This window comes from Pantoea sp. M_10 (assembly GCF_008631515.1).
In the GTDB taxonomy this organism is placed as follows: domain Bacteria; phylum Pseudomonadota; class Gammaproteobacteria; order Enterobacterales; family Enterobacteriaceae; genus Pantoea; species Pantoea anthophila.
On sequence record NZ_VWUL01000001.1, the window covers coordinates 148,519 to 162,938 of the forward strand.

Annotated in this window: 13 protein-coding genes; 10 read left to right on the forward strand and 3 right to left on the reverse strand. The window is 55.3% G+C overall.

The annotated features are described in order from the left end of the window. Positions 1-154: 154 nt before the first annotated feature. The 3 genes from cysB to acnA all read left to right on the forward strand — a co-directional run bounded on the left by cysB (position 155) and on the right by acnA (position 5,064). The gene (gene cysB / locus F3I47_RS00775) at positions 155-1,129 is read left to right on the forward strand and encodes an HTH-type transcriptional regulator CysB (protein WP_009089966.1); all 975 of its coding nucleotides are present in this window, start codon (positions 155-157) and stop codon (positions 1,127-1,129) included. A gap of 495 nt (positions 1,130-1,624) precedes the next feature. Continuing rightward, a complete protein-coding gene (locus F3I47_RS00780; protein WP_009089968.1) occupies positions 1,625-1,783 on the forward strand; it encodes a YmiA family putative membrane protein in 159 nt (52 codons plus the stop codon). A gap of 599 nt (positions 1,784-2,382) precedes the next feature. Next, on the forward strand, positions 2,383-5,064 hold the full coding sequence (gene acnA / locus F3I47_RS00790; RefSeq protein WP_009089971.1) for an aconitate hydratase AcnA: 2,682 nt from the start codon (positions 2,383-2,385) through the stop codon (positions 5,062-5,064). Between the two features lie 243 nt (positions 5,065-5,307). On the opposite strand, the gene ribA is transcribed toward acnA, so the two are convergent. Further along, entirely contained in the window at positions 5,308-5,901 is a 594-nt protein-coding gene (gene ribA / locus F3I47_RS00795; RefSeq protein ID WP_033783243.1) for a GTP cyclohydrolase II, read from the reverse strand. 226 nt (positions 5,902-6,127) lie between these two features. Here ribA and pgpB point away from each other — a divergent pair, with 226 nt between their 5' ends. The 5 genes from pgpB to yciH all read left to right on the forward strand — a co-directional run bounded on the left by pgpB (position 6,128) and on the right by yciH (position 9,744). Continuing rightward, positions 6,128-6,886, forward strand: coding sequence for a phosphatidylglycerophosphatase B (gene pgpB, locus F3I47_RS00800; protein WP_150029531.1), 759 nt, complete (start codon positions 6,128-6,130; stop codon positions 6,884-6,886). Between the two features lie 134 nt (positions 6,887-7,020). Then, positions 7,021-7,329, forward strand: coding sequence for a LapA family protein (locus F3I47_RS00805; RefSeq protein ID WP_046101909.1), 309 nt, complete (start codon positions 7,021-7,023; stop codon positions 7,327-7,329). Positions 7,330-7,335: 6 nt separating this feature from the next. Then, positions 7,336-8,505, forward strand: a complete 1,170-nt coding sequence (lapB, locus tag F3I47_RS00810) for a lipopolysaccharide assembly protein LapB (protein WP_046101908.1) — start codon at positions 7,336-7,338, stop codon at positions 8,503-8,505. A 196-nt stretch (positions 8,506-8,701) separates the two neighbouring features. Beyond that, positions 8,702-9,421 carry an orotidine-5'-phosphate decarboxylase gene (gene pyrF, locus F3I47_RS00815; protein WP_190311341.1) on the forward strand — a complete coding sequence of 240 codons (720 nt, stop codon included), beginning with the start codon at positions 8,702-8,704 and terminating at the stop codon, positions 9,419-9,421. Continuing rightward, a complete protein-coding gene (gene yciH / locus F3I47_RS00820; RefSeq protein ID WP_009089980.1) occupies positions 9,421-9,744 on the forward strand; it encodes a stress response translation initiation inhibitor YciH in 324 nt (107 codons plus the stop codon). The genes pyrF and yciH overlap by 1 nt, the downstream gene beginning before the upstream one ends. 77 nt (positions 9,745-9,821) lie before the next feature. Here yciH and osmB read toward each other — a convergent pair whose 3' ends face one another. Continuing rightward, positions 9,822-10,037: an osmotically-inducible lipoprotein OsmB gene (gene osmB / locus F3I47_RS00825; RefSeq protein ID WP_003853848.1), complete on the reverse strand. Its 216-nt coding sequence runs from the start codon at positions 10,035-10,037 to the stop codon at positions 9,822-9,824. A 347-nt stretch (positions 10,038-10,384) separates the two neighbouring features. Between osmB and araD the strand changes: the two genes are divergently transcribed. Continuing rightward, complete coding sequence (gene araD / locus F3I47_RS00830) at positions 10,385-11,083, forward strand: L-ribulose-5-phosphate 4-epimerase (protein ID WP_009089984.1); 699 nt, start codon at positions 10,385-10,387, stop codon at positions 11,081-11,083. Between the two features lie 356 nt (positions 11,084-11,439). Then, entirely contained in the window at positions 11,440-12,306 is an 867-nt protein-coding gene (locus F3I47_RS00835; protein WP_009089985.1) for a crotonase/enoyl-CoA hydratase family protein, read from the forward strand. 12 nt (positions 12,307-12,318) lie between these two features. Here F3I47_RS00835 and pdeR read toward each other — a convergent pair whose 3' ends face one another. Continuing rightward, positions 12,319-14,304, reverse strand: coding sequence for a cyclic di-GMP phosphodiesterase (pdeR, locus tag F3I47_RS00840; RefSeq protein ID WP_150029532.1), 1,986 nt, complete (start codon positions 14,302-14,304; stop codon positions 12,319-12,321). Between the last annotated feature and the right edge of the window lie 116 nt (positions 14,305-14,420).

Genomic DNA, 14,420 nt, shown 5'->3' on the forward strand with positions numbered 1-14,420 from the left:
TCTGAGCCTTATATCAATCCGTTCTATTCTCACACTTAAACTGATATAGTTGTTATAGCATTTCCGACCTTTCCTGATGCATAGCCTTTCTTCACCCTTGCGACTGTCGGTCAAGCGGGGATGCGACTCTGTAACTTACCAGGACAAAACAGATATGAAATTACAGCAGTTGCGCTATATCGTCGAAGTCGTGAACCATAACCTCAACGTCTCTTCGACGGCGGAAGGTCTCTATACCTCGCAGCCCGGCATCAGTAAGCAGGTCCGGATGCTGGAAGATGAACTGGGTGTGCAGATTTTTGCCCGGAGCGGGAAACATCTCACGCAGGTCACGCCAGCCGGGGAAGAGATCATTCGTATTGCGCGTGAAGTGCTCTCCAAAGTGGATGCCATTAAATCGGTTGCCGGTGAGCACACCTGGCCCGATAAAGGCTCGCTCTATGTGGCGACCACCCATACCCAGGCGCGCTACGCGCTGCCCGGCGTGATCAAAGGCTTTATCGAACGCTATCCACGCGTCTCTTTGCATATGCATCAGGGATCGCCGACCCAGATTGCCGAAGCCGTTTCCAAAGGCAATGCCGATTTTGCCATTGCCACCGAAGCGCTGCATCTCTATGACGATCTCATCATGCTGCCGTGCTACCACTGGAATCGGGCGATTGTGGTTACCGCCGATCACCCGCTGGCCGGAAAAGGGCAGGTGACCATTGAAGAGCTGGCGGAGTATCCGCTGGTGACTTACACCTTTGGCTTTACCGGGCGGTCAGAACTGGATACCGCATTCAATCGCGCCGGGTTAACACCTCGCATCGTCTTCACCGCAACCGACGCAGACGTCATCAAAACCTATGTTCGTCTGGGGCTGGGTGTCGGCGTGATCGCCAGTATGGCGGTCGACCCGGTGTCCGATCCCGATCTGATTCGCATTGAAGCCGCGGATATCTTTACCAACAGCACCACCAAAATAGGCTTTCGTCGCAGCACCTTCCTGCGCAGCTATATGTATGATTTCATCCAGCGTTTTGCCCCGCACCTGACGCGTGACGTGGTGGATACCGCCGTTGCGCTTCGCTCTAATGAAGACATTGAAGCGATGTTTAAAGATATCAAGCTGCCGTTTAAATAGGGTTTACCCCCTGCGCGACAACATAAGGCTGCCTGGTGCAGCCTTTTTTGTTGCCAGCCTTTAGCGCCAGATGAGACTGAAAGTTTTTATGATTTTTTTGTAAATGAAACATTGATCACATGTTTTCCGGTTCGGCTTTCTTAAATGCGAATCACAACACATTTTTAACTATGTCACTTTGCGACATGCCAGGATTATTCCCATACTCCAGTTAACCGCCTATGTTGGAAGCCAGTAAACATCAGGCTCTGGGGTTTGCTCTTTAGTTTTAAATGGATCTGAAATGGAATTAACTCAAATTGATTAGTGCTTCATTTAATTAAAGAGTGGTTCCGCTGTTAATGATTTCTGGCGTTATTTAAGACTATTGATTAATACCGTTAATCGTTTTACTCAATAAAAATAACTGGATTTTTGGCCTTAACGCGTTTAGGATTCCTCCTAAATCTTAATCGTTGTTATCAATCATTTTGTTGAGAGTGATTATCAGAAACTATGAATACACGACTGACTGTAGAACCGGGTTTCCCGGTAAAAAGCACCAAGGTTGAGCGTACTGGTAACACCCGTCGCAAAGCCTGGTTAACCGTATTCGCTGCCTCTGCGCTGTTCTGGGTGGTTGTCGCGTTAATGATTTGGCGTATCTGGGGCTAAAGCCATGTGGGCAAACACACTCAGCCATAAACGTTCTCTGACGGCGCGTCAGACCAAGCCGGTCAGCTGCAAAGCGAAAGAGCCGCTTGCAAAAGACGAGAAAGTGTCTATCCCCGAGTCATGGGATTTGAGTGATAACCAGCGACTTTTTATTGAGTCGTTTCTGCAGCCTGAAACTAAATAACGTTGTCTGACTCTCTTTAGTCACCGCTCTTTTATTACCGGACTTTCCGGCGGGCTTTTTTAAATGCCCCTTTCCACATTCAGCACGACCCAAGGGTGTCGCCAGAGTTAGGTGACCGCAAAAAACTTTTACGCCCGATTCCGGCGAAGGAGTGAACCAAATGAATATGATTAAAATGTCCTGGCTTAGCGCGTATGCGTTCTCCTTTGCGTTCTGGTCTGCGGCGGTGTGGATAACGCTTTAATCTGAATTACCCCCCTTTCTATGATGCCTCGTGATTTTCACGGGGCATTTTCGTTTATGGGCGATTGTAGCAATTTGTGTTGTAATCAAAACGTTAACGAATTTGTGGACTATCTTTAACATAAACCTTTGTCTCTCTAAGGTTTAAAGACCATGAATGAAAGGAGGAGCTATGTCGTCTACCCTACGCGAGCAGAGTCAGGAAATACTGCAGGTCGACAGCAAAAAATATCATATCTTCAGTCTTCCCCGCGCTGCTCAACACCTCGGCAATATCGATAACCTGCCGAAATCGCTCAAAGTTCTGCTGGAAAACCTGCTGCGCTGGCAGGATGGCGACTCCGTCACCGCGGAGGATATCCAGGCGCTGGTTGACTGGCAAAAAGAGGCACATGCCGATCGCGAAATTGCCTACCGGCCAGCCCGTGTTCTGATGCAGGATTTTACCGGCGTGCCGGCCGTCGTTGACCTGGCCGCCATGCGCGAAGCTGTGAACCGGCTGGGCGGCGACGTCGCGAAGGTGAACCCCTTGTCGCCGGTCGATCTGGTGATTGACCACTCCGTGACCGTGGACCATTTTGGCGATGATGATGCGTTTGAAGAGAACGTCCGGCTGGAGATGGAGCGCAACCATGAACGCTACGTCTTTCTCCGCTGGGGGCAAAAAGCGTTCGATAAATTCCGCGTCGTGCCGCCGGGCACCGGTATCTGTCACCAGGTGAACCTGGAGTATCTCGGCAAGGCAATCTGGCATGAAACCCTGAACGGTGAAGAGTATGCCTGGCCCGATACGCTGGTCGGTACGGATTCCCACACCACCATGATCAACGCGCTGGGCGTGCTGGGATGGGGAGTAGGTGGGATAGAGGCCGAAGCGGCCATGCTCGGTCAGCCGGTTTCTATGCTGATCCCGGATGTGGTTGGCTTTAAGCTGACCGGCAAACTGCGTGCCGGCATCACGGCAACCGACCTGGTCCTGACCGTGACCCAGATGCTGCGTAAGCACGGTGTGGTCGGCAAATTTGTTGAGTTCTATGGCGATGGCCTGGCCGATCTGCCCCTGGCTGACCGCGCCACCATTGCCAATATGGCACCCGAATATGGTGCAACCTGCGGATTCTTCCCGGTAGATGATGTCACCCTGAGCTATATGACGCTGACGGGGCGTGATGCTGAGCAGGTCGCGCTGGTGGAGGCCTATGCCAAAGCGCAGGGCCTGTGGCGTCATGCCGGGGATGAGCCGCGCTTTACCAGCTCTCTGGCGCTGGATATGAATGACGTGGAGTCCAGCCTCGCCGGACCCAAACGTCCGCAGGATCGGGTGTCGCTGGGGGATGTGCCTGCCGCGTTTGACGCCAGCAACGAGCTGGAAGTCAACCAGGCGCAGAAACCCCATAAAAATGTCACCTATACCGACAGTGACACCGGCCTGACACATACCCTCTCAGACGGTGCCGTGGTAATCAGTGCAATCACCTCCTGTACCAACACCTCTAACCCCAGCGTGCTGATGGCGGCCGGTTTACTGGCGAAGAAAGCGGTTGAGCGCGGCCTGAAACGTCAGCCATGGGTCAAAGCTTCCCTGGCTCCCGGTTCTAAAGTGGTGTCAGACTATCTGGCCGTGGCACAGCTGACCCCGTGGCTGGATAAGCTGGGCTTCAACCTGGTGGGCTATGGCTGCACCACCTGTATTGGTAACTCCGGGCCGCTGAAAGATGAAATCGAGTCCGCTATCAAAGCGGGCGATCTTACCGTCGGGGCTGTCCTCTCCGGTAACCGCAACTTTGAAGGCCGCATTCATCCGCTGATCAAAACCAACTGGCTGGCTTCACCGCCGCTGGTGGTGGCGTATGCACTGGCGGGTAACATGAAGATTAACCTGCAGACGGAACCGCTGGGCAAGGATCAGCAGGGCCAGCCGGTCTACCTGAAAGATATCTGGCCGACCCCGGAAGAGATTGCCACGGCGGTGCAGCAGGTCACCAGCGATATGTTCCATAAAGAGTACGCTGAAGTCTTCGACGGCACGCCGGAGTGGCAACAGATCAAAGTCAGTGAGGCAGCGACTTACGACTGGGACGAAGGGTCAACCTATATCCGGCTGTCGCCTTTCTTTGATGATATGGAGAAAGAGCCGAAGCCGGTGCAGGATATACGCGGCGCGCGGATCCTTGCCGTGCTGGGTGATTCCGTCACCACTGACCATATCTCCCCAGCGGGCAGCATCAAAGCGGAGAGTCCGGCCGGACGCTATCTGCTCTCTCACGGCGTGGAGCGCACCGACTTTAACTCCTATGGTTCGCGGCGCGGTAATCATGAGGTAATGATGCGCGGTACCTTTGCCAATATCCGTATCCGCAACGAGATGGTGCCGGGTGTGGAGGGCGGTTATACCCGACACTATCCGAGTGGCGAACAGCTGGCCATCTATGATGCGGCGATGAAGTATCAGGCGGACGGTGTCCCGCTGGCCGTGATCGCCGGTAAAGAGTATGGCTCGGGCTCAAGCCGCGACTGGGCAGCAAAAGGGCCGCGTCTGCAGGGGGTCAGGGTCGTCATTGCTGAATCGTTTGAACGTATTCATCGTTCAAACCTGATTGGTATGGGTATCCTGCCACTGGAATTCCCGCAGGGCGTGACCCGCAAAAGCCTGGGACTGACGGGCGAAGAGCGCATCGACGTGGAAAATCTGCAGGCCCTGACGCCAGGCTGCAGCGTTAAAGTGACACTGACCCGCGCCGATGGCAGCAAGGAAGAGCTGGATACCCGCTGTCGCATCGACACCGGTAATGAGCTGACCTATTACCGTAACGACGGCATCCTGCACTATGTGATCCGCAACATGCTGAACTGAGTGACAAAAAAGCCGGGGAAACCCGGCTTTAATTTGCTGAAGAGCAATTTCCAGTCTGCTGTAAGACCGGAGCTGCACAGGGAAGACGGTCAGATCGGAAAGTCGCTTAAGCCATCCATGGCCGCTCGGCCCGCGCCGTCCCTGGCGCGGGACGCTTTCCTCTTCTGACCGTCTTCCCTGCGCTTTACGTTAGCCATGGCGGTCAGGCTCGCCCGGATGTGGCTTCGTCAGCGCACTCAGTCCTTACGACTTCGGCAGCAGATGTCCCATCTTCTCGGCTTTAGTGTCGAGATAGTGCGCATTCTTCGGGTTACGGCCGACAACCAGCGGCACACGCTCCACGATATTGATCCCGGCTTCGCTGAGGATCTCCACTTTGCGTGGGTTGTTGGTCAGCAGGCGCACTTCATTCACGCCCAGCAGTTTGAACATGTCGGCACACAGGGTAAAGTCGCGCTCATCAGCGGCAAAGCCAAGCTGATGGTTGGCCTCGACAGTATCGTAGCCTTTATCCTGCAGCGCATAGGCGCGGATCTTATTCAGCAGACCGATATTACGGCCTTCCTGACGATGATAGAGCAGGACGCCGCGACCCTCTTCTGCGATGGCGTTAAGGGCGGCTTCCAGCTGAAAACCACAGTCGCAACGCAGGCTGAAGAGTGCGTCGCCGGTCAGGCATTCGGAGTGAACGCGCGCCAGTACCGGCTCATTATCGTTAATATCGCCAAAGACCAGGGCAACATGGTCATGTCCGGTTGCCAGTTCTTCAAAACCAACCATCAGGAAATCTCCCCATGGCGTGGGCAGTTTGGCTTCTGCCACCCGTTTAAGCTGCATGTGACTCTCCAGAACCTTCAGAGGATGCACTATCATCATGATAGTGCACAGGCCAGTGTGGCCTGACAAACGTGCAATATTGTGCCACAACCCTGAGTCGGGCTGGTAATCTCTCATACCAATTGCATTGATAAAGCACAATTATCCAATCTGCAACAGGTATGTTATTCTTTTTTAAGCTAAAGTTATGCATGCTTTGTGACCTGACACCGGGATAAGGGAAGAGATGTTTAAGATTTCGCGCCGTACCACCCTGGGAATGCTGCTGCTGCTGATCATGCCCGTTACCGTCTGGCTTAGCGGCTGGCGCTGGCAACCCGGCGAAAGCAACGCTCTGCTGAAAACGCTGTTCTGGATGACCGAAACCGTCACCAGCCCGTGGGGCATTGTCACCAGCGTGCTGCTGAGCGCCTGGATGCTCTGGTGCCTGCGCTTTCGCCTGAAGCCGGCGATCCTGCTGCTGCTGATCATGAACGCCACTATTCTGGCGGGGCAGTACACCAAATCTTTCATCAAAGAGCAGATCCAGGAGCCGCGTCCCTATGTCATCTGGCTGGAACAGCATCACGGGCTGGATGAAAAAACCTTTTATGAACTGAAGCGCAAACAGCGTGGTGAGATGGTAACGTCGCTGATCGCCGATGAGACGCAGATACCCGGCTGGCTGAAACGGCACTGGGCTTTTGAAACCGGTTTTGCCTTTCCGTCAGGCCATACGATGTTTGCGGCCAGCTGGGCGCTGCTGGCCTTAGGGCTGCTCTGGCCGCGCCGTCACTATAAAACCGTGGTAGTGATCTTTCTCTGGGCCACGGGCGTCATGGCGAGCCGGATGCTGCTGGGCATGCACTGGCCTCGCGATCTGGCGATGGCCACCGTGATCTCCTGGATACTGGTGACCCTGGCGACCTGGCTGGCCCAGCGCGTCTGCGGCCCGCTCACGCTGCCACCTGAAGAGCAAAAAGAGGTGGCACAGCGGGAGCCCTGATTGTAATTCCCCGCGAAGACCCCATATTATTGATCGGTCTTGCGCAAAAGCGACTCGGCCAATGCTGCTGGGAGCAGCATTTTTGCTGTAGTTTTGGCATAATTCTACCTGACAACCTCACAACAGGACGCACTGTGAAATATTTGCTGATTTTTTTAGTGGTACTGGTCATTTTCATTGTTTCCGTCACCTTAGGCGCGCATAACGACCAGGTCATTACTTTTAACTATCTGCTGGCGCAGGGTGAGTTCAGCATCTCGACCTTACTGGCATCACTGTTTGGCGCAGGGTTTGTCCTTGGCTGGGTCATCTGCGGCCTGTTCTGGTTACGTACCCGCGTAGCACTGGCTAATGCCAACCGTAAAATCAGGCGTATGCAGACGCAGATTGAACAGAGCACCGCGCTGGCGACCACGCCATCCTCTCCGGCCGGCCGGGAATAATCCCCGATGCATGAATTGCTGTTTCTGTTACTGCCGGTTGCGGCTGCGTATGGCTGGTATATGGGCCGCCGTAGCGCGCATCAGGACAAGCAACAGGAAGCCAACAGACTCTCGCGTGAATATGTTGCTGGCGTAAACTTCCTGCTTTCTAACCAGCAGGACAAAGCGGTCGACCTCTTTCTGGATATGCTGAAAGAGGACAGCGGCACCGTAGAAGCACACCTCACCCTAGGCAATCTGTTCCGGTCGCGTGGCGAAGTAGACCGCGCCATCCGAATCCATCAGGCTTTAATGGAAAGTGCCTCCCTGAGCTACGAGCAGCGTCTGCTTGCCGTGCAGCAACTGGGCCGGGACTACATGGCGGCGGGCCTGTATGACCGCGCCGAAGATATGTTTAAACAGCTCACCGATGAAACCGACTTTCGGGTGGGGGCGTTGCAGCAGCTGCTGTTAATCCATCAGGCCACCAGCGACTGGCAGCAGGCGATTGAAGTGGCAGAGCGGCTGGTTAAGCTCGGCAAAGAGAAACAGAAAGGCGAAATTGCTCACTTCTACTGTGAACTGGCGTTGCAGGCGATGAGCAGCGACGACCTGGATCGTGCCATAAGCCTGCTGAAGAAAGGGGAGGCAGCCGATCGCAACAGCGCCCGCATCTCCATCATGATGGGCCGTATCCTGATGGAAAAAGAGGATTTCGCCCGTGCGGTGGGGCATCTGCAGCGGGTGCTGGATCAGGATAAAGAGCTGGTCAGTGAAACACTGGCGATGCTGGAAACCTGCTACCAGCGACTCAACCAGCCCGAGGCCTGGGCGGCGTTTCTGCAGCGGTGCGTCGATGAGAACACCGGTGCGGCAGCGGAGCTCTATCTCTCTGATATTGTTGAGCAGCAGCAGGGTTCAGAGGCGGCCCAGAACTACATCAGTCGTCAGTTGCAGCGTCATCCTACCATGCGGGTATTCCATCGTCTGATGGATCTCAACCTGCTTGAAGCCGAAGATGGCCGGGCCAAAGAGAGCCTGATGGTGTTGCGTGACATGGTGGGTGAACAGATTCGCACCAAGCCACGCTATCGCTGCCAGAAGTGTGGTTTTACCGCTCATGCGCTTTACTGGCACTGCCCATCGTGCCGCACCTGGTCTTCCGTTAAGCCTATCCGGGGACTCGACGGCCAGTAATCCGGCCGACGCTGTCCGGTGTTTATCAGCGCATTGTAGTTACAACATACTATAAGAGTAAACTGACACCGGGAGAGGCTGCCGTGCATTTATTGCCTAGCAGAGGGGCACGGCGATTGTGATGCTCCGGAGCCGCAGGTAGAATGCTTGCCGTTTGTCTATTGCGCCTGCGGGTGCCTACTGCAGAGGAAATGCCATGCCTTCACCCCACCACGTGACCGCCTCGCCGATTCTGGTAGCACTGGATTATCATGACCTCGACAGCGCATTGCGTTTTGTCGACCAGATCGACCCCCGCAGTTGCCGCCTGAAGGTGGGCAAAGAGATGTTTACGCTGTTTGGCCCGTCGCTGGTCAGAACCCTGCAGCAGCGCGGCTTTGAGATCTTCCTCGACCTGAAATTTCACGATATTCCTAACACTACCGCGCATGCTGTGGCGGCCGCGGCCGATCTCGGTGTCTGGATGGTCAACGTCCACGCCAGCGGCGGGGCGCGGATGATGAATGCGGCGCGAGAAGCGCTGGTTCCTTATGGCAACGATGCCCCCTTGCTGATTGCGGTCACTGTACTGACCAGTATGGATGCCGACGATCTGAACGGGCTGGGCATCACGCTCTCGCCGGCTGAGCAGGCGGAGCGACTGGCAAAACTGACTCACGCCTGCGGGCTGGATGGCGTCGTCTGCTCCGCGCAGGAAGCCGTTCGCTTTAAAGAGGTGATGGGCACCGATTTCGCGCTGGTCACGCCGGGGATTCGTCCGGCAGGCAGTGAGGCAGGCGATCAGCGCCGCATTATGACGCCTCAGCAGGCGAAGAAGGCAGGCGTGGACTATATGGTTATTGGTCGTCCGATTACCCAGGCGGCCGATCCGGCTGCCGCACTGCAGGCAATTCTGCACTCTCTGGAGATACGCTAATGGCCAATGATAATCCACTGGTTTACTCAACCGACAGCGGCCGAATTACCCAGCCGCAGCCGAAAGCGGAACGCCCCAAAGGGGATGGCATTGTACGCATCCAGCGTCAGACCAGCGGCCGTAAAGGCAAAGGGGTCTGCCTGATTAGCGGGATTGACCTGGATGATGCGGCACTGGCACTGCTGGCGGCGGAGCTGAAAAAGAAGTGCGGCTGTGGCGGATCCGTTAAAGAGGGCGTGATCGAGATTCAGGGCGATAAACGCGATCTGCTGAAAAGTCTGCTGGAAGCCAAAGGCATGAAGGTGAAACTGGCGGGCGGCTGATAAAAAATCGGGCTACAGACGTAGCCCGATTGTAACGCAGATGCTTAGCGTAGCCGATTATAGTTTTAATAAGGTCCTTAGTGGACCTGATGACCGATAATACCACCCACAGCGGCGCCGCCGACTGTTCCGAGTGCGCTACCATTGGTCAGAACTGAACCCCCAATTGCGCCCGCACCCGCGCCAATCGCGGTGTTACGGTCACGTTTGGACCAGTTAGAGCAGCCGCTCAGTGCGACGGCTAAGGTGGTCGCCAGTACAACGGCAGTGATTCGTTTCATTGTTGTTGTCATACACTTCTCCTTTGATGTGCTCACAGAGGCAACACTCTTAGTATAGCTCCGATATTGACTCAGCCCGCTTGTGCCGCATCATTGCCACGTCCGTGACGGCATCGAAATGTGATCACCATGGACAAACCGTTTGTAGCGGATGAGTAGCCATGCTGTCCCAACAGGTCCATGCATTGCCGGAGAGAATTTTAATCGTTCTGCGGAAATTCCGAAGATAGAAAATTCTTAAATCACGGCACATTTTTGCATTCACAGCCATTCCTTCTGCGTTTATAGCTAATCGCTCCATAACCCTTTGGCGGCCAACTCCGCAAAATTCAGGGACGATTGTCAGCAGGAGAAGAGGCATGCTGGAACACCTTAAACAACAGGTTCTGGAAGCGAATCTGGATCTACCCAAATATAACCTGGTGACCTTCACCTGGGGCAATGTCAGCGCGATCGACCGCGAACAGGGCCTGCTGGTGATTAAACCCTCCGGCGTGCGCTACGAGGTCATGAAGCGCGACGACATGGTCGTGGTCGATCTCACGACGGGCGAAGTGGTGGAGGGCGACAAGCGTCCCTCATCGGACACCGCGACGCACCGGGCGCTCTATCTCGCCTGGCCAGAGGTGGGTGGCATCGTCCATACCCATTCACGGCATGCGACGATCTGGGCGCAGGCAGGACGACCGATTCCCGCCTGGGGAACCACCCATGCCGATGATTTCTACGGAGAGATCCCCTGTACCCGCTCCATGCGCAGCGAAGAGATTCAGCACGATTATGAGTGGAACACCGGAGAGGTGATTATCGAGACCTTTGCGCAGCGTGGCCTGTCTCCCTCCGCGATTCCGGCGGTGCTGGTCAACTCGCATGGCCCGTTTGCCTGGGGGAAGGATGCCCACGCGGCTGTCCACAGCGCCGTCGTGCTGGAGGAGGTGGCCTACATGGGCTTATTCAGCCAGCAGCTGACGGCAAACCTGCCGCCCATCCAGCAACCGCTGCTTGACCTTCACTACCTGCGAAAGCACGGCGAAAATGCCTGGTACGGTCAGAAATAATCATCAGGACGCTTCGGCGTCCTTTTTTTACCCGCTTTACGCAGGGTGGCACGTTCTCTGTTCTGTTTTTTTCTGACTTTTCAACAGCCGAAACCTGCGGCCACCCCCTTTTAAGACGATTGCCGGATGACTGTACGCCGGTCCGCTTTATCTATTCAGTGCGCGTTAAGCATCGGCCTGGTGCTGCCTGACCGCATGGTGACAATGTGTAACGTGCCTAATCTATTTCTGACGAGCCTGTCAGGGATCACTCTGGATTTTGTGTTGTAAATCAATCTCTCATTTGGTCTGGCCTCACTCTGCATTACGCTGATGTCGCGTATTAAACGCATCAAATATAAACAGAGGATGAGACAATGACAGTAATTAACCAACCCACTTGCAGATTATTTACCGAAGCCGGCAACACCACGCAGTTAGTCGCCTATTACGAAGAAGGGCGTCGGACGATGTGGATGATGCTGCGTGCGCAGCCGCGCCCGAGTTTCAACCATGAACTGATTGAGGAGATCATGAATCTGAGCTACGCCGCACAGCGTTCTGGTCTGCCCATCGATTTCTGGGTCACCGGGTCACTGGTGCCGCAGATGTTCAACGCCGGTGGCGATCTGCGCTTTTTTGTCGAGTGCATTCGCAATAACCGCCGTGAGGCGCTGCGGGCCTATGCCCGTGCCTGCGTAGACTGCATCCACTCGGCGGCGCGCGGATTTGATACGGGCGCGGTAACGCTGGCGATGATCGAGGGAAGTGCCTTAGGCGGAGGATTTGAAGCGGCGCTGGCGCATCACTTCATTCTGGCGCAAAACAATGCGCGGATGGGGTTCCCGGAAATCGCCTTTAACCTGTTCCCTGGCATGGGCGGTTACTCGCTGGTGGCGCGTCGTTCCGGCATGAAGCTGGCCGAGGAGTTAATCTGTGAAGGGGAGTCCCACAGTGCAGAGTGGTATGAAACGCGCGGTCTGGTGGACAAAGTCTTCCAGCCGGGCGACAGCTACCGTGCCACCCGCACCTTCATCGATACCTTACGGCCGAAGCTGAATGGTGTGCGGGCGATGCTGAAAGCGCGTCAGCGCGTGCTGCAGTTGTCACGCGCCGAGCTGATGGATATCACCGAGGATTGGGTCGATTACGCCTTTACGCTCGAACCTAAAGACATTGCTTACATGGAACGCCTAGTTCAGTTACAAAACCGCCACAGCGCATCACTGCGTAAAGCGGGATAACCGGACTTAGCGTTAAACGCGGGCAGGATGCTTAGCCAGCCAATGCCCAAATTGCTCCGCGGGCATTGGTTTTGCGTAGTAGTAACCCTGACGCCCATCCACACCACTTTTGAGAACAAACGACTCTTCATCCGGGGTTTCAATGCCTTCCGCGATGACCTGCAAATCGAGCGCTTTGGCAACGGCGACGATGGCGCGCACCAGCGACTGGGAAACCGGCTGCGTACTAATATTGCGGATAAAGCTCTGATCGAGCTTGATGGCATTAATCGGCACACGGGCCAGCTGCGACAGCGAGGAGTAACCGGTGCCGAAGTCATCAAGATGAATCTTCGCGCCCAGATCCTGAAACTGCTTCATCAGCTTCAGCGCTTCGGTCTCATTCTCAATCAGGCAGCTTTCAGTCAGCTCAATGTCGATGGGGCAGTCGGTAAGCCCCGCCTCATGCAGCGCCTGTTTCAGGTCGGTGTAGATGCTTTGATCGATCAGCTGGCGGGCTGAGACGTTCACGGCGACGCGCAGAAAAATGCCCTCCTGGCGCCAGGCAATGATCTGCTTCAGCACGTTGAGCATCACCCAGCGGCCCAGCGGCACAATCAGTCCCGACTCTTCGGCATAGGGAATGAAATCGGCCGGCGAGACCAGGCCCCGTTCCGGTGAGTTCCAGCGAACCAGGGCTTCCGCACTGCGGACTTCGCCATCGCTGTCGATTTTGGGCTGGTAGTAGACCAGCAAGTGGTCGAGTTCCAGCGCCTTGCGCAGATTGGTGTCCAGCCAGAGGTATTCAAAAACCCGCTGATTCATCTCGGCGGCAAAAACGCAGAATTTGCCGCGACCGTTCTCTTTGGCGTGATACATCGCGGTATCCGCATTACGAATCAGGCTTTCACGATCTTCGCCATGCAGCGGCGCGAACGCGATGCCGATTGAGCAGCCGCTGTAGACTTCGATCAGGCCAATACGGAACGGCTGACGCAACCGCTCCAGAATACGTGAGGCCATCGCCTCCAGCGCGGCCTGGCTGGTGTGCTCGGCCAGCACCACAAACTCGTCACCGCCCAGTCGGCCCAGCGTCTGATCTTTGCCCAGACAGCTCAGGATCGCCAGCGACACCGCCTGCAGGAGCTGGTCGCCAAACATATGGCCGTAGGCGTCATTCACTTTCTTGAAGTTATCGAGATCCAGGTAAACCACACCGGTCTCATCTCCCCCGGAACGCTCCAGCGCCAGGCTAATCTGTTGATGGATGGCGTTGCGATTAGGCAAACCGGTCACCGTATCGGTGTTAGCCAGTACCCGGAGCCGTTCCTGAGCCCGACGCTCCTCGGTGATGTCGGTCCCGGAACAGATGAGGAAAATTTCATTTTTGCCACTGCCGCTGTGAACAAACTTATTACGAAACAGAAAGAGTCGCTGGCCTTTGCGGGTTTTGACCCAGCGTTCGACCTCATAGGAGTTGCCGTCGCGAAAGAAGCCCGCAATGTTGCGGCGCGACTGGGACGCTTCCTGTTTGGTCATAAAGAGCTGGAAGACGTTGCGGCCAATCACCTCATGCTCATTCAGGCCGGTATATTCTTCACTGAGACGGTTAAAACGCTGAATATTGCCGCGCTGGTCGAGGATCACAATCACCGAGTTGGCTTCAGAAACTACCTGTTCGGCGAAAGAGAGTCCCAGCGTTAAATCGCGTGCAACCGCCGAGGTGTCACCCCAGGCGGAGGCGGTGCCTGCCCAGGATGCCTGGTTCACTTTACGACCCACAAAATGCATAGGCACATCAATGCCCTGCAATGTCATGGTCAGGTTAATGCTTGACGTGATGACAGGCATCGCGCGAATCATCGCGGCCTGGCCGGGGGTCAGCGGCAGGGCGATATTGGTCTCTGATGACTCATCTTCAGCAAAATGTAGCGCATCGCTGTCCGCGGTCAGACGCCAATGAGGGCTGGTTGTACCAAACAGGGTGTACAACAAGGTTTGCCCTTGTTCATCGGTCATGGAAACTTCCTCCGGGAAGTGCTCTGCAGGCGTTATCTCATTATTTTAGCAACAGTATTCATCATCTGACGCCAGCACAAGATGCAAACCAAATATATTTTTCCATCCAGATAAGA